The following is a 15,889-nucleotide window of genomic DNA, read 5'->3' as shown; positions in this document are numbered from 1 at the left end:
TCTTACACTAAAGAAGCATTACCTACTGATTCGCCTGGCAAAAATACAACACTATTAAATTATAGTAACTTTGATTACCGCTTTTAATTTATGCTTAATGAAAATATACCTACTGATGAAGTTACCCCCACAACTGATAGTCAGTATGTTCCCGTTGGGATCCGTACAAATAGTCCCCAGATAACAACTTCCAAACAAGCTTAATTTCCATCGGCGATGACTAGATATGATTGAGGCCTTTACCACAATCTCCGTTAAGCCCGTCCATAACTTTGAAAGCTGCACCAACGGGCAATTACTCAAAGTACAACAGCGTTGGATGTTGTGTCGTTGCTATCCAAAAGCGTGATAGCGACGTCAATGGGCGTCATGTGATGGCTTGCTGCCATTACCAGCCAGGCTAGGACATATAAGCGCCACCATTGCGGTGGCGTTTTTTGTCAGCTATGGATAGAACATTGCCATCAACTCATTGCAAAGCGCTGAACGATAGACAATGGCACTCTCCAGCAGCTCAATGTCATGAGCAGTGATACTCTGCCCTTTCCTCCCCTTTCGGTTTGGTAATTCCTCAAACAGCTGAGTGTGCAGGCGCTTGATGTCATCGAATATCTGGCTGGAGTGAGAAAACAGCATCATCTTTTGGTAATAGCCTTGCTTGAGGCCGGAGAGCCACTTGCCCAAAATCGCTTCACGACTGGCTTTGGTCTTAAGCGAATGCTCCATTTCGATAGCGGCAAACCTGCCGTCTGGCTCCTGCACGATGCCATCGACATTACGTATTTGGTTCGAAGTAAAGGTGCGCTTGAACTCAGGCTCAGTGAGAAAACGTTGCCAGTAAGGATGATACTCACCGGATTTGGTCCAGTTATGTATGCCCCGCAGCAATACATATTGCATCATCAAATCGTGCATTATCGTATTCTGGTTTACCCTGAGTGACGGCTCGCCGCCAGAGCGAAAATACACGGCTACAGACAGCAACTCTTCTGCATATTTCGCCCCGATATAGTCCAGCACATATACCCTGTCATCCGGTGACCTGTGTGTCTTCACAAGGCACAGGGCTTTTTGCTCAACCAAGGCATTCAAATGCTCCAGGGCCTGCCGTTTAGGAATGCAATACAACCACGCAATAAGCGAGGGCGAAGTCAGGCCAAAACGTGCCACTAACTTGATGGTCATTTCCCGTCGAGCTTTGCCAGTCTGGTGGTTGTTGACTCCAAGCTGATACTGCATAGGGATTTGTAAATAGTTTCCGTATTCTGCGCGGTACGGCGACTGAGATGACGATGGGTATTCTGGATTGTCATTTAAAGACATGTCGGTTTCTCCCAATGAAGATTGTGTGAAGTAGAGATACCGATAACTAGCGTTAGGTTAAGCGAATTAGAGTAAGTTACCGGTTTTTATCCCGGTTTTTATTGCCAGCTGTTGTTTATCCGCGAACTGAATGATTCACGTCATCCCTGTCGGGAAAAAGCCTGCCTTCGGCAGATGAGCCCTTTGCCTTGCAAAGTGCTCAGATACCTTGAAGCGCACGCCAGCTCTGGTGACACGTCACCGACGCAGGCTCTCGAACTCAGTTCGGGCACTTCAACGCATCAGGCGCGCATGTACCGAGCTACGCTCTGTACTAACCGCATTTTGGCCGCACCTGGAGTGGGGGCAATGTGCCATTGTATCTCCCCACCCTGGGTGCTGAACTTTTCTAGCGAAAAGTGAATGGTTCGCCTTGAATTTGTCCCAAATTCCCCACCGAATTTTGCTCACGCAAAACCCAAATACGGTTAGTACAGACCAGCTGTACATGCGCGGCTACTTTGCCCGTTTGCTTCGCAACACAGACAAATACGCGAGCTGTTAACGTGTTTCACACGCGCTGTTGTCGCAGAAAATCGATGCCGATTTTTGCTGGAAGAAAAGCACTTTCAGTGAATAGCAGCGGAGTCATCCCTTAGACTGATTTTTCTTATCCAACCAACAAAACACAACCCAGAAAAACACCTATAACACTGTTTTAATTGAATTTAAAACAATTTTCAGGTGAGTTATTTTAGCACTTGAAGTTGGGATCTCTTTCATTAATGTCGGTAGCGAATTCATTGAGAACCAGCCAGGAGGCAAGTATGTCAGATAGCGATAACAAGACCGCACTTAACACTGAAAGCGATACTGAAATGGTCAAGCCAATGGTTAATGTTGATGGCACACCAATGTGTGGCGATGTAGACATCAAAGGCAACCCTTATGGTGTTGTAGAAATCGAAACCACGACCGATAGCAGCATGGATAGCAGTTATGATTCAGACTTCGGATTTAGCTCTGATGACAGCTTTTCATCATGCGACAGTGGCTTCATGGACGATTTTTAGCATGACAAGTGCTGATACTGAATTGTGGGAACTTGCTCTGCTGCTGTGCGTTTTGACGCTAGTCCCCATCGGCTTTTACCTTGTAGTAGTCAGGGTAAAAAAGTTTGAGAAAACAGATAAGCTTAAGAAAGACCACTCAGACAAAGGCGACTCAATGTAGTCGCCTTTACTGTCACTTTCAGACACTTATTCTGTTTTTTTCAGTGCACTTGTTGCCAAAGAAACGAGTTGTTCAGCAACGTTCAGTTCAAACTCCTGAAGCAGCGCAGAGGAGCTTGCAATCTGCTGAGGAGTCTTCCCCTTTAATGTGTCAGCTTCGATCGGTATAACACTCTCAACCGTTACGAAATCATCACCGGAAATACTTGTTATGGGTTCATCTCTTGGGATCGGCAAAACCTTGTTATGATCTGTAATCTTAAGCTTGTATTGCTGCCCCCCCTGATTAGCTGGTTTACGATCAAATCCCAAGTATTCAAACCGGTAGGTCCGCCCATTAGGGATATAGACGGTAATATTATGGCCGTCGCAAACTAAGCGGTATCCAGCTTTTTGAAGCAAGCGATTGAATTTTGGATAGTCCTTTCGGTATTCACCTTCATGTTCAAGCATAAAAGCAAGATCATCCATTCTTCCCGAGTTGCCAATTTTTGCCAATAATGCGTCTTTATTGTCCAGCAATACTCGCCTTTCGGAGCTTAGCATTTGAATTTTGGAACCGACTTCTGGGAGGTTCTCTGCATCATCTGAATCCAGCAAAACTGAGGAAAGCCTTTCAATTTTTTTGCTAATTTCTGACAGTTTCCCTTCTACCAAATGGAGTTCATCTGACAGTTTCTTATCGTGATTTGCTGCGGCTAATTGCGTGACGATATCAGGTAAGCATTGATGAGCAATGACATCAAGTACGACGGCTGGAATGGTCTTACCGTTATCACAGCCATACTCATTGCCGTGCTTGTCTTTCCCGTACCCAACACGTCCCCGAGTGGTACATCGGCCATTGATATTAACTTTTCCGCCTTTGCGAGTATTCTTAACGAACGTAAGGTTGCTACCACAACGACACTTTGCAAGGCCAGTTACGAAGTATCGCTTAGGCTCAGAAGTCCTCTTAACTTTGGAGTTCAGTTCAGCCTGAACTTTATAAAACAGCTCTTGTGATACCACTGGCTCATATACTCCGGGAATATCACCCCAGTAACCAATCGCAGCCTTGTTATGAAGCCATTTTTTAACGGTTCCTGCATTGACCATCTTGGTTTTATTACCAGCAGTTTTGAGAAGAAAGTCCTTTCTGAAACCGTCACCCACAACCTCAGGCCAACGCTCCCTAAGCTTCCGCAAAATCACTCTTTGCCCATCCCCCAGTGAATACCATTCAAAAACGTTTTTGATGATTTCACTATATTCGGGAATAACCTCGTTACTCTTATCTAACCAGAAAGGCGTTCGCATTTTCACACTCTCTCCTTTCCTGGCTTTTTGTCTACGAAGCTCCCAAGAGTGTGAGACCCTGTGACTCAAAATTCTGGAATAGTTGTAAGCCTGCTCAAACTTCCCAACCAATGATGCCAACAGCCCCTGATTTCGATTCAAGTTATCGAGATTGTAGTGGTTTCCATCATCCAAGGTAACGATAGTAACCCCAGCATCAACAATCTTTTTGAGGATGTCGAACATATCCAAATTTGGCAAACGCCCAAGCCTATCAACGGCCTCAACCAGAATGTAATCCCCTTTTACTATCTTTCCGGTTTCAATCGCTAACAACAGACGCCCGAATGCATTCTCAAGATGTTTACCAGTGTGACCTGACAGTCCCAAGTCTTCAAAGCTCTCACCAGAAAGTTCGACATCCTGATTCTCATCTTTCCATAGCTGCACGGCCTCCAACTGCCGCTCGTAAGATGCACCATTTGCTTGATTTGCCAAGCTAAACCTGACGTATCGATAGGCTTTAGTCATGTGTCTTCCTTGTTAACAACTTATGTTTGCACACTATACACTACTTCTCACAGTTGCAGTGATCAATCAGAATTAATGCCAGATTTTCAGGACGTTTGGCGAAATCAATCCAGGCTTGTGGGGTTGGACAACCAAGGAAATTATTCACCGGCGCGAGTAACTGCTGAAACATACCTATCTCTCAACTTATATAAATCCGGGCGAATTGTCCCACTCACATCATCGACAGGCAAGCTTGTAACACAAAACCGTCTCTTGGAGGGCGCACATATCCCTATGGTTTATAGGGGTAATTTTAAAGCATGATTTGGCGTTAGTGCAGAAACCTATGAGTTTGAAGGATAAATACCTGACAGCTTCAGATGTATATACAGAGTGATCACTCACATCTTGCCTCTTGACCCAAGTTAAAATTTAGTTAATAACTAGAGGTGTGCAGTATCAGTTCGTCTGATGTTTGGCGAGCACAAGGTTTCAGCTAAACGAGGATAATTATAATGATATTGAATCACTTGATGGGGTTGTATATTCATCCCAAGCAGGAATGGCAAGCAATTGAACGCAATCACGAAAAAACCGGCAGCAGTCTGAGCCACATCCTCCTTATTTCTCTAATACCGGCAATCTGCAGCTATATTGCCAATACCCGTATTGGCTGGAACCCGGGTGCAGGTGAGCCACTGTTTCTAACTGAGCAAAGCGCTCTGTTCATGTCCGTAGGTATGTACTTCGGACTAATCGCAGGCGTATTCGCACTGGCTTATCTGGTATTCTGGATGGCCAAAACCTTTGACGCCGACCCAAGTTATACCCAGGCACTTGAACTGGCAGTGTACACAGCAACACCTCTGTTTATGGTGGGCTTTGCGGCTCTGTATCCAATACTTTGGTTTATTATGCTGGTTGGTTTGGCAGGCTTAAGTTACTCAGTTTATCTGCTGTATACCGGCGTACCCATCCTGATGAAGATCCCTGAAGAGAAGGGCTTTATCTACGCCAGCTCTGTGGTGACCTGTGGCCTGGTATTGCTGGTTGCGCTGATGGCGACCAGTGTCATTCTCTGGTCCTACGGCCTCGGCCCTGCTATCCAATAGACATGACAAATACCTGAGTACATACGCAAACAACAAAAAGGCCACCCATGGGTGGCCTTTTCAATTTCAGCAGTTAGTCAAATGACACGATTACGCGAAAGAGTCACGCAGTGCAACTGTCAGGTTGAACACCAGGTTTTCCGGCGTGGAATCCTTGCTGTCAGCGCAGAAGTAACCTTCACGCTCGAACTGATAAGCTTCGCAGACTTTGGCGTCAACCAGGCCAGCTTCGGCAAAACCATGCTCAATTACCAGTGACTCAGGGTTCAGTACTTCGTCAACCGTTTCTGCTGCGCCTGGGTTGGCATCGCTGAACAGACGGTCATACAGACGGAACTCGGCCGGTACAGCAGTAGTGGCTTCTACCCAGTGAATAACGCCTTTCACCTTGCGACCGTCGCTTGGGTTCTGGCCCAGAGTTTCTGGATCATAGGTACAGTAAACAGTCGTTACATTACCTTCTGCATCCTTGTCGCAACGCTCAGCTTTGATCACATAGGCGTTACGCAGGCGCACTTCTTTGCCCATCACCAGGCGCTTGTAGTGCTTATTGGCTTCTTCACGGAAGTCTGCAGCGTCGATGTAAACTTCACGACCAAATGCCAGTTCACGGTTACCCATCTCCGGGTGGTTAGGGTGAACCGGGGCGGATACATATTCCAGCTCGCCTTCAGGGAAGTTTTCAATCACTACCTTGATTGGCTTGATAACAGCCATGGCACGAGGTGCATGTTCATTCAGCTCTTCGCGGATACAGGCTTCCAGCATGCCCACTTCAACCAGGTTGTCCTGCTTGGTCACGCCGATGCGCTTGCAGAACTCACGGATAGATGCCGGAGTGTAGCCACGACGACGCAGACCAGCGATAGTCGGCATGCGAGGGTCGTCCCAACCGGAAACCAGTTCACGTACCACCAGATCGTTCAGCTTACGCTTGGACATCAGGGTGTATTCCAGGTTCAGTCGGCTGAACTCGTACTGGCGGGTACGGTCCGGAGCCTGGAAATCGTTCAGGTTATCCAACACCCAGTCGTACAAACGACGGTTGTCCTGGAACTCCAGCGTACACAGGGAGTGAGTGATGTTTTCCAGCGCATCAGAGATACAGTGAGTAAAGTCGTACATTGGATAAATGCACCACTTGTCACCAGTCTGATGGTGATGGGCAAACTTCACGCGATAGATAACCGGGTCACGCATACACATGAATGGTGACGCCATGTCGATCTTGGCACGCAGGGTACACTCACCCTCTTTGAATTCGCCTTTGCGCATTTTTTCAAACAGCGCCAGGTTCTCTTCAACAGGGGTGTCACGATATGGGCTGTTCTTACCAGGCTCTTTCAGGGTGCCACGGTATTCGCGGGTTTCTTCACCATTGAGGAAACACACATAAGCCAGACCTTTTTCAATCAGCTCAACCGCATAGCCGTGCAGCTGGTCAAAATAGTTGGACGAGTAACGAACGTCACCGCTCCATTGGAATCCCAGCCACTGGACGTCTGCCTGAATAGAGTTCACATAGTCGATGTTCTCTTTCTCAGGATTGGTATCATCAAAACGCAGGTTACACTCACCCTGGTAATCACGGGCGATACCAAAGTTTAAACAGATAGATTTAGCGTGACCGATATGAAGAAAGCCGTTCGGCTCAGGCGGAAAACGGGTGTGTACACTGGAGTGTTTACCGCTTTTCAGATCTTCATCGATGATGTTACGGATGAAGTTGCTTGGACGAACTTCGTTGTCCACGTGACTCATGGAATTCCTCTTGGTGAACAGTGGCAAAATAATCAATGGCGCATGATCCTACAGATCCTGCTTTTACACAATGGCTGTTAGAAAAAATGCCGCCAAACTATGGCCGAAAAGCATAACAAAAAAGCAGCCCGCAGGCTGCTTTTGCACATTAACAACCCGACATGATTATCCGGTAATCACTTTCACACCCGGAATAATCTGCTGGGTGCGACGTCCTTTGCGCTTCAGCCAGAAGAAGAAGGCAACCAATGCTGCAACCAAACCAACCATCCAGGCTGCACTGCTTACAGGGTGGGCCGCAAAACTGGCCGCTTGATAAACGAAGGTAGCAACGCCATAAGCCAGACCGAAGGTCCACAGGGCTGCAAAGCGAGCCCAGCGCATGCCAAATTCGTTAACCAGCGCACCCATTGCTGCCACACATGGCGTATAAAGCAGTACAAACAGCAGGTAACAGAAGGCTGCCAGCGTAGTGCCAAAACCAACCTGCAGCGCACTGAAAGTAGAGGTATCAACACCCTGCTCTTCTGCCGCAACTTGCTGGTCTGAAACATCTCCCACATCAAGAGACATAGGATCTCGCAAATTAATTCCAAACAGGTTATCAGGAATAGTATGCAGCGCTTCGGTAAAGCTCTCGCTCAGCGGTTTCAGATCGCCTTCATCACCGCCAGTTGCTGGTGAGTACAGGCTATTCAGGGTACCAACCACGGCTTCTTTGGCGAAGATACCGGTCACGATACCCACAGTTGCCTGCCAGTTGTCCTGCTCAAGACCCATAGGAGCAAATACAGGAGTTACCTTCTGGCTCACCACACTCAGCACAGAATCCCGGCTGTCCTGATGACCGAAGCTACCATCAGTACCGATTGAGTTAACAAAGTTCAGCAGAGTCACCACCACCACAATGGTTTTACCTGCGCCCATAATAAAGCCCTTGGTGCGCTTAGAGGCACGTTTCAAGGTTGGCTTCAGCTTTGGCATTTCATAGTCTGGCAGCTCCATTACCACCGCACTTGAGCTACCTGGCAGCAAAGTATGGCGAAGCAGCAAACCAGTTCCGATAGCCGCCAGAATGCCGATGATATACAGCAGGAATACCAGATTCTGACCGCTCTCCGGGAAGAAGGCCGCTGCAAACAGGGCATACACTGGCAGACGGGCACCACAAGACATAAACGGCGCCATCATACCCGTTACGATACGCTCACGTTCGTTACCCAGGGTACGGGTCGCCATAATGGCAGGCACAGAACAGCCAAAGCCTACAATCATAGGTACGAAAGCTTTGCCCGGCAGACCAATACGACGCATCAAACCATCGATGACGAATGCTGCGCGGGACATATAGCCTGAGCTTTCCAATACAGACAGCGCCAGAAACAGCGCCGCAATCACCGGGATAAAGGTCGCTACGGTTTGAATACCGCCACCGACACCGCCGGCCAGAATAGTGATAAGCCACTCAGGAGCGCCGATGTTGGCAAGCAGAGCACCGAAGTGGTCCACAAACACAGCGCCCGCAGTAATATCAAAGAAGTCGATGAAAGAGCTGCCCACGTTAATCGCGAACAGGAACATCAAATACATCACCAACAGGAAAATAGGTACGCCCATAATCGGGTGCAACACCACCTTGTCCAACTTGGCGCTAAAGGTTTCGTGGGGCTTGGTCACCACAGAAGTATTGAAAATCTGTTCAACGAACTCGTAGCGACGACCAGCGATCATCACTTCGATATCCTTACCCTCGGCCTTGAGTTTGTCGGCGCAATCCGTTACTTCATGACTCAGTTGCCCATTGGCGCAAGCGCCACATCCCAGACCGTGACCGAACAAGGCCAGTGCACGTCCACGACCCAGCTCCGGCTGACGTTCGCGCACCGCAGACACAGCACTTTCGATGGCTGCATCATAATCCAGCATCAAAGGTGATTCGTCGATTTTGCCTTCCAGCAGCTCAACAAACTTGGCCTGAACCTGATCAATATCAGTGCCTTCACGAGCAGAGACACCAATAACAGGACAACCCAGTGCCTGACTCATTTTGGCAAAATCAATCTCGATACCGCGCTCCAGTGCAGCATCCATCTTATTGATCACCACCACCATAGGAATGCCCAGCTCACGCAGCTGTACAGACAGGTACAGGTGACGCTCCAGGTTGGTCGCATCTACCAGGTTGATAATGCCATCAATCTGCTGCTCAGACAGATACTGCTGCGCAATTTGCTCATCCAAAGAGCAATCACACTGGTTGCCAGCAGGCAAAATATCGTAAATCCCCGGCAAGTCAGTCAGGAACACTTCAGCGCCGTTAAGGCTGAACTGACCAGTTTTTTTCTCAACGGTTACACCAGACCAGTTACCCACCTGCTGGTTGGCACCTGTCAAAGCATTAAAAAGCGTGGATTTACCGGCGTTAGGGTTACCGACCGTCACACAATGGAACTGCTTAGTCATTGGTTTTTACTACCTCAATAATGTCGGCCAAATCGCGACGCATACAAAGCTTGCTGCCACGAATATCCAGTTCCAGTCCCGAGCCCATTGGCGCACGACGGATAAGGGTAAGTTTGGTCTGGGGGGTAATCCCCATAGACAGGAGTTTGCGCTTGACTGTTTGAGGCAGCTCAATATGCCCAATTTCAGCAATCACGGCGATATCACCGGGATTGAGTTCACTTAACTTCATGTACGATTTCCACCTTTGGCAATACGGGTTGCCAGAAAAACTGAGGGGATTCTACCCCAGCCAATCAGAGAAAAGTTTTATCTTGATCAAGCTTTCAAGCGAAAACGATAATGGTTTTCAATTGTGATTACCAGTTCCCCCTGCAAGCAGGCGAATGAGCATTTGTTAACACGGCAAAAGCATCGCTTTGGGGGCTGAATCTCGTGCTCAAAAAAAGACTTAGCAATCAACGAAATCAGCACCACGCATACCCATAAAGAAATAGTCAGATCCAGCTCACATATCCACCCTAAAACACCTGCGAAATACTGCCCATTTGTTAGCCTTGCAATCGGAAAACTATTTCCATACACCTTTCGTGGCTTTAAATGTAAACCCATGAAAAAGGTGATGAATATAACAATTGCAGGGAAATAATATGATGAAACGGTTTAACCTGAAGAGCAGCTACTCAGCGCTGTTGGGTGCCGGTATCTTGTCCATGGCGATGGTGGGCTGTGGCAGTGATGGCAAAGACGGTGAAGACGGTAAAGATGGTGTTGTAGGCGTTAATATCAACAGTACCAGTACGTTAAAGGCAAACTTCACCAGCGCGACCGTGGAAAACGGTAAAGTGACCGTTGATTTCGAACTGGCCAACGCCAATGGCGTTGCGGTGTTGGGATTGACCAAAGAACATGATCTGCGTTTTGGCATCGCTCAGTTGGCTGAAACCAAAACCTCATACACTGACAAAGATGGTGTGACTACTGAGTTTGATAACGGCTTGCAATGGCAGGCGTATATCAATGCTTCCAAAGAGCCGGGTACCTTACCTGACGACACTTCTCACCTGAACCCAAGCACACAAACCCAGGCCGGCGTAGAAAAGGCCGGCGATTGTGATGACTGTCTTGTGGATAATGGGGATGGTAGCTACCACTACACTTATCAGATAGACATTTCCAAAGTGACTGAGCCCGTGGCCATTGATTTCGGGGCCGATAACACACACAGGGCCACACTGGAACTTGAATTGCCACAAACCGTTGCCAACGCTCACTATGACTGGCAACCTTCAAGCGGTTTGACCGAAGGCATTCAGACCCGCGATGTAGTATCTATCGAAAGCTGTTACACCTGCCACCAACCTGAAACCCTGGCATTCCATGGTGGCCGCCGCATCGATCTGGAAAACTGTGCCTCTTGTCACACCCCAACTTCAGGTGATCCGGAAAGTGGCAACAGCGTTGACTGGACCTATATGATCCATGCTATCCACAAGGGCGAAAACCGTAAGACCTACGCACCGGATTCTACTGACCCATTACCTGATGCTGACGGCAAAATTCCTGCGCCTTACAAGGTAATTGGCTATAAAGGCTCGGTTCATGATTACAGCAAGGTTATGTACCCACAAAAACCTGCTGCAGACTGCGCAGCCTGTCACGTTGAAGGTGAAGGTGCACCAGCCAATGCTGATTTGTTTAAAGCAGACAAGAGCAATGAAGCCTGTATCGCCTGTCACACCACAATGCCGAAGGCATACCATGATCCTGACGACAGAAACTGTATCTCTTGCCACGTGGCCGAAGGCTATGCCCGCAGTGCGGAAGAAGCCCATGGCGATGCAACCAAACGTTATAAGGCAAGCATCGGATATTCTGCTTCATTCTCTAATATCAACGTCACCAACAATGGCACCAAAGATGTGCTGACCTTTGATGTACAGATTCTGGATGGCGAAGGCCAACCTGTTGCCAAAGAGTTTATCGCCAACCCAAGTCGTTACACTCATTCCAGCATCTACTTCTCATGGGATATCGATGCTAACTACCCAGCTTATGAAGATGGCAGCAAGTACAGCGACCGAGGTTTGAGACTGCTGGATACCAGCATCACGAACTATAACGAGACTACCAAAACCTTTAGCGTAAGCTCTGCCAACGCAAGCCTGCTGTTGCCAGCCGAACTGGAAGGTAAGAGCGTAGAGTTATTCGCTGGTGTAGCGACCTGCTTCGCATCTGGTGGTTATGGTCGCCCGCTGGTTGAGCCAAAGGCCTGTGAATACAACATGGAAGAGTTCATGCAACCGGTAATCACTGACTATGCCTATATTCAGGATGCACCTCTGCGCTTTACCTGGAATGCCAAAGACACCAGTGAGCCTGCTACAGCCAGACGTGCCATCATTGACACTACCAAATGTCAGGGTTGTCACAATCAGGAAATTTACCACTATGACAATGGCGTCAACTGCCAGGCCTGTCATACCGAAGACAAAGGTTTGAAGTCTGACGACAAGTATCCAGGTGGTAAGAAGCCAACCAGCTTTGCGTACAAAGCGCACCTGGCATCAGGCCACTATCTGAAATATTCAGGTTTGGGTTCAGGAACCGTGGTCAAAACTGACTGTGCTACCTGCCATGCCGATGACGGTATTGAGTTGGGCCGCGCCGAAAGCCGCGTATGGCGCTATGGTGATACCAACAACAACGGTGCTGATGTCTGGGTATCCTCTGACGCAGGATCTTGTCTGAGCTGCCACCAGAAGTACCTGTCTGATGCGGGTAAAGCGCACATCGAAAGCTTCGGCGGTATCATTGATGGAACCAGTAAAGAAGATGTACTGAACCGTCAGAAGGAGTCCTGCTCTACCTGCCATACTCCTGCCCAAATCAATCAACTGCACGGCAACTAAGTTGCAGTGACGTTTTGATACAAAAAAGGAGGCATTTGCCTCCTTTTTTCTATTTATCCCCCGCTAATCCTAAATATGAATATACCCCTAAAGAAATAGCCGGATCCAGCTCACACTCTCAAGCCTGTGGTGGAGATTTATCCAGCGTAAAAAGGTACTTTTCATGTGGGGAATTTTTTCCGGCATCCTTCTAAGTCGTTAATAGAAAATATAAAAGAGTTGCGCAATAAATGCAGCCGCCGACCGGAAGATGCATCACTATGCAGGGAAACATATGATGAACACTAAATACACTAAATTGGCTATGCTGGTCGCTTCAGGCGCTCTGTCAGTCGCCCTATCTGGCTGTGGTGGAGATGATGGCAATCCGGGTAACCCCGGCAATCCCGGAGGTCCGGCTGCAGAATCCATCGCTCAACTCAATTTGGACGTTACTCAGGTTGCTCACCAGGGTAATAGCTCCGTCATTACTGTTTTTGCCACCAACGAAGAAGATATGCCCGTTGTTGGCCTTAAAGACTTTGAAATTAAAAAAGTCGCTCAACTGATCCCAGTGGGAGCCAGTGGTGCGGGTAACCCAGCGTCCTGGCAGATCATCGGCTCTCAAAAGACTTTCACCGATAACAAAGATGGCAGCTATACATTTACCGTTGAAACTGAAGGTTTCAATCCTGAGCTGACCCAGAGATACAATGTTATCGCTGCTGCATCAACGCTGCAGGACGGCATCACTGCAGTTCCGCGCACTGAATATACTGAAGACATGGCCAGCGATGGCAGCGACGCCAAGTACACAAAAAATGTAGTCGCAGCAGAAACCTGTAACTCCTGTCACACAGATACCAAGAAGATTTACCACGGCTATACCGATCTCGATACCTGTATCACCTGTCACAATGATGAGTTGGCAGCAGGTCGCAGAGTAGAAGCTGGTTTCAATCACCTGATCCACAATGTTCATAACAGCGCCAAATCATGGGGCAAAGATGGCAGCAAAGATGCCGTTGCCGCCCACGCTATCGTGCAGGACAACTGTCAGGCTTGCCACATCAAGCCTGCAGATGACAACCATGAACTGGCAGAATGGGGCAATTGGTCACGTGTACCAACCATGGAAACCTGCTCCAGCTGTCACACTGACATCGACTTCAAGACAGGTAATGGCCACCCAGCCCAAAGTGATAACTCCAACTGTATCGCCTGTCACAACGCCAGCTGGACCGAAGAGATCCATCTGGCCAAGTCAACTGATAAGCGTGACTTCATTAACAGCTACGGCCTGGATTCAAGCCTGAGCGTTTCAGCAGATAGCATAGGTACCATCAGCGTTGGTATTGTCGATGCCAACGGTAACCCGGTCGATGTGCAGAAGATGATTGGCCAGATCCAGCAATTGGAAACCATTACCAACGTTGGACCAAACTTCCCAATCATGGGTTATAACCCTGCTCCGGACACAGACTACAAAAAAGTGGTGATTAACCTGGTTAAAGCAGGTCAGTTGCAGGATGGCGTAGAAGTTGTCGACAACCGTCTGGTTGCCAACACCACAGCGCTGCCGGTCACAGCCTCTGGCGCAGATACAGACACAGCCTTTACCTTCATTGGTCTGGGCGTTTGTAACGATGGCAAGCAAGCTGTGGATTGCGGTGAGAACATTGCCTTTACCGGTATGAAAGCTGACCTGGTATTCGCTACCAAGACCGGTGAAGAACCTTCAACGCGTCATATTGATTCTGTGGACTATGCAGCCTGTATCGACTGTCACGGTGATAGCTTTGATATCCACAAAGGCTCCCGTCACCCAGGCTTCGTACTGAGTGACCAGTTGGCCCGCATCGTAGACGGCAAAGAAGTGGTTGGTGTTGATGGCTGCGTATCCTGCCATACACCACACGGCACCTATGCCTCTGGCGGTAATCGCGGTGCGCTGGAAATGAAACTTCACAAGACTCACAGCGACTTCTACGGCCTGATCGGTGGTGATTGTGCTCAGTGTCATAACGACTTCAACCTGGATTCCTACAAAGTGAAAGGTGCTCTGGCAACTGAAGGTGGTTACACCACTCCAATCACGGCCACCTGTACCTCCTGTCACAGCAGCGACTATATGGGCCATAGTCTGAACGACCTGAAAAACTTCGGTGCAATTGTTGACGGTACATTCGCAGAAGCCAATGACGCTGCAGTAGCAGGAACCGAAACCTGTCTGTTCTGCCACAAGCCTACCGTTGCCAACCACGGTGCGGTGCAGATGTAAGGTCTGACGACCTGAGGGGCAGCCTTGCTGCCCCTGTCTGTCACTTAACGCATTCGCAGGGAATCACTATGAAAATCAATAAAACTCTAAAAGGCTTGCTGGCAATGGGTGTAATGGCTTTCGCCACCGCCATGCCTGCTACAGCCGCCAAATGGGACGATAAAATGTCCCCTCAGGAAGTCGAGGCTGCTCTCGACAAAAAATTCGTCGAAGGTAAGTACTCTCCCAAAGGTGCAGACTCCTGTTTGATGTGTCACCGCAAGGGCGAAGGTGTCATGGATATCTTCAAAGGTCCTCACGGCGATATGACCCACAGCAAGGGACCAATGGCTGGTCTTCAGTGCGAAGCCTGTCACGGCCCTATGGGTAGCCACAACCGTGGCGGTAAAGAGCCGATGATCACCTTTGGCCCGGAATCAAGCCTGTCACCGGAAAAGCAGAACAGTGTCTGTATGTCCTGCCACCAGGATGATGAACGCATGAACTGGAATGGCGGACATCATGACAACGCAGATGTTGCCTGTGCCGACTGTCATAACATTCACGCAGCTAAAGACCCTGTGCTGGAAAAGCAGACTGAAGTGGCAGTTTGTACCAACTGTCATACCAAGCAAAAGGCCGATCTGAACAAGCGCTCTGCTCACCCAATGAAGTGGGCTGAAATGACCTGCAGCGACTGTCACAACCCACACGGTACATTGGCTGAAGCCGATCTGAACAAGCCTTCTATCAATGAGTCCTGCTACGAGTGCCACGCTGAAAAGCGCGGCCCAAAGCTGTGGGAGCATGCACCGGTAACCGAAAACTGCGTCAGCTGCCATAACCCTCATGGCAGCGTGAATGACGGCATGCTCAAGACCCGTGCACCTCAGTTGTGTCAGCAGTGCCACGCCAGTGATGGCCACGCTTCTGCCGCTTATCTGGGCAACACGCCTTTCGGTGGCGAGGTAGGTAACAATGCCTTTACCGGCGGACGCAGCTGTTTGAACTGCCACAGCCAGGTTCACGGTTCCAACCACCCATCCGGCAAACTGCTGCAGCGCTAAGGGAGAGACA

General features: G+C 48.8%; 11 protein-coding genes. 5 read left to right on the top strand and 6 right to left on the bottom strand.

The window, feature by feature from the left end; genetic code table 11:
• Positions 1-444: 444 nt before the first annotated feature.
• A complete protein-coding gene (locus tag ACFOE0_RS06775) occupies positions 445-1,323 on the bottom strand; it encodes a hypothetical protein (protein ID WP_248934899.1) in 879 nt (292 codons plus the stop codon).
• Between the two features lie 806 nt (positions 1,324-2,129).
• Between ACFOE0_RS06775 and ACFOE0_RS06770 the strand changes: the two genes are divergently transcribed.
• Positions 2,130-2,375 carry a hypothetical protein gene (locus ACFOE0_RS06770; protein WP_248934900.1) on the top strand — a complete coding sequence of 82 codons (246 nt, stop codon included), beginning with the start codon at positions 2,130-2,132 and terminating at the stop codon, positions 2,373-2,375.
• Between the two features lie 186 nt (positions 2,376-2,561).
• On the opposite strand, the gene ACFOE0_RS06765 is transcribed toward ACFOE0_RS06770, so the two are convergent.
• Positions 2,562-4,343: a recombinase family protein gene (locus tag ACFOE0_RS06765; protein WP_248934901.1), complete on the bottom strand. Its 1,782-nt coding sequence runs from the start codon at positions 4,341-4,343 to the stop codon at positions 2,562-2,564.
• A gap of 40 nt (positions 4,344-4,383) precedes the next feature.
• A complete protein-coding gene (gene miaE, locus ACFOE0_RS06760) occupies positions 4,384-4,515 on the bottom strand; it encodes a tRNA isopentenyl-2-thiomethyl-A-37 hydroxylase MiaE (RefSeq protein ID WP_380711637.1) in 132 nt (43 codons plus the stop codon).
• 325 nt (positions 4,516-4,840) lie between these two features.
• Between miaE and ACFOE0_RS06755 the strand changes: the two genes are divergently transcribed.
• Positions 4,841-5,437, top strand: a complete 597-nt coding sequence (locus ACFOE0_RS06755) for a Yip1 family protein (RefSeq protein WP_115135616.1) — start codon at positions 4,841-4,843, stop codon at positions 5,435-5,437.
• 90 nt (positions 5,438-5,527) lie between these two features.
• On the opposite strand, the gene glnS is transcribed toward ACFOE0_RS06755, so the two are convergent.
• From glnS to ACFOE0_RS06740, 3 genes are all read right to left on the bottom strand, one after another.
• Positions 5,528-7,198 (bottom strand): glutamine--tRNA ligase, encoded by a 1,671-nt coding sequence (gene glnS, locus ACFOE0_RS06750; RefSeq protein WP_248934902.1) that lies wholly within the window; start codon positions 7,196-7,198, stop codon positions 5,528-5,530.
• Positions 7,199-7,363: 165 nt separating this feature from the next.
• Positions 7,364-9,661: a Fe(2+) transporter permease subunit FeoB gene (gene feoB, locus ACFOE0_RS06745; protein ID WP_248934903.1), complete on the bottom strand. Its 2,298-nt coding sequence runs from the start codon at positions 9,659-9,661 to the stop codon at positions 7,364-7,366.
• On the bottom strand, positions 9,654-9,893 hold the full coding sequence (locus ACFOE0_RS06740; RefSeq protein WP_115135619.1) for a FeoA family protein: 240 nt from the start codon (positions 9,891-9,893) through the stop codon (positions 9,654-9,656). Before ACFOE0_RS06740 ends, feoB begins: the two co-directional genes overlap by 8 nt.
• A gap of 418 nt (positions 9,894-10,311) precedes the next feature.
• Here ACFOE0_RS06740 and ACFOE0_RS06735 point away from each other — a divergent pair, with 418 nt between their 5' ends.
• The 3 genes from ACFOE0_RS06735 (at position 10,312) to ACFOE0_RS06725 (ending at position 15,879) form a co-directional block, all read left to right on the top strand.
• Positions 10,312-12,573: an OmcA/MtrC family decaheme c-type cytochrome gene (locus ACFOE0_RS06735; protein WP_248934904.1), complete on the top strand. Its 2,262-nt coding sequence runs from the start codon at positions 10,312-10,314 to the stop codon at positions 12,571-12,573.
• 274 nt (positions 12,574-12,847) lie between these two features.
• A complete protein-coding gene (locus ACFOE0_RS06730; protein WP_248934905.1) occupies positions 12,848-14,833 on the top strand; it encodes an OmcA/MtrC family decaheme c-type cytochrome in 1,986 nt (661 codons plus the stop codon).
• A 104-nt stretch (positions 14,834-14,937) separates the two neighbouring features.
• Positions 14,938-15,879, top strand: coding sequence for a DmsE family decaheme c-type cytochrome (locus ACFOE0_RS06725; RefSeq protein ID WP_283106393.1), 942 nt, complete (start codon positions 14,938-14,940; stop codon positions 15,877-15,879).
• The last annotated feature ends 10 nt before the right edge of the window (positions 15,880-15,889 follow it).

The sequence above is a fragment of the Shewanella submarina genome (assembly GCF_042646185.1).
Taxonomy (GTDB): domain Bacteria; phylum Pseudomonadota; class Gammaproteobacteria; order Enterobacterales; family Shewanellaceae; genus Shewanella; species Shewanella corallii.
This window is presented reverse-complemented; position numbering and strand designations above follow the sequence as displayed.

Excerpts from the sequence above, each read along its gene's own strand:
- ACFOE0_RS06770 (WP_248934900.1), top strand. The coding sequence starts at position 2,130 with ATGTCAGATAGCGATAACAAGACCGCACTTAACACTGAAAGCGATACT.
- ACFOE0_RS06730 (WP_248934905.1), top strand. The coding sequence starts at position 12,848 with ATGATGAACACTAAATACACTAAATTGGCTATGCTGGTCGCTTCAGGC.
- miaE (WP_380711637.1), bottom strand. The coding sequence starts at position 4,515 with ATGTTTCAGCAGTTACTCGCGCCGGTGAATAATTTCCTTGGTTGTCCA.
- ACFOE0_RS06740 (WP_115135619.1), bottom strand. The coding sequence starts at position 9,893 with ATGAAGTTAAGTGAACTCAATCCCGGTGATATCGCCGTGATTGCTGAA.
- ACFOE0_RS06735 (WP_248934904.1), top strand. The coding sequence starts at position 10,312 with ATGATGAAACGGTTTAACCTGAAGAGCAGCTACTCAGCGCTGTTGGGT.
- feoB (WP_248934903.1), bottom strand. The coding sequence starts at position 9,661 with ATGACTAAGCAGTTCCATTGTGTGACGGTCGGTAACCCTAACGCCGGT.
- ACFOE0_RS06755 (WP_115135616.1), top strand. The coding sequence starts at position 4,841 with ATGATATTGAATCACTTGATGGGGTTGTATATTCATCCCAAGCAGGAA.
- ACFOE0_RS06765 (WP_248934901.1), bottom strand. The coding sequence starts at position 4,343 with ATGACTAAAGCCTATCGATACGTCAGGTTTAGCTTGGCAAATCAAGCA.
- ACFOE0_RS06775 (WP_248934899.1), bottom strand. The coding sequence starts at position 1,323 with ATGTCTTTAAATGACAATCCAGAATACCCATCGTCATCTCAGTCGCCG.
- glnS (WP_248934902.1), bottom strand. The coding sequence starts at position 7,198 with ATGAGTCACGTGGACAACGAAGTTCGTCCAAGCAACTTCATCCGTAAC.
- ACFOE0_RS06725 (WP_283106393.1), top strand. The coding sequence starts at position 14,938 with ATGGGTGTAATGGCTTTCGCCACCGCCATGCCTGCTACAGCCGCCAAA.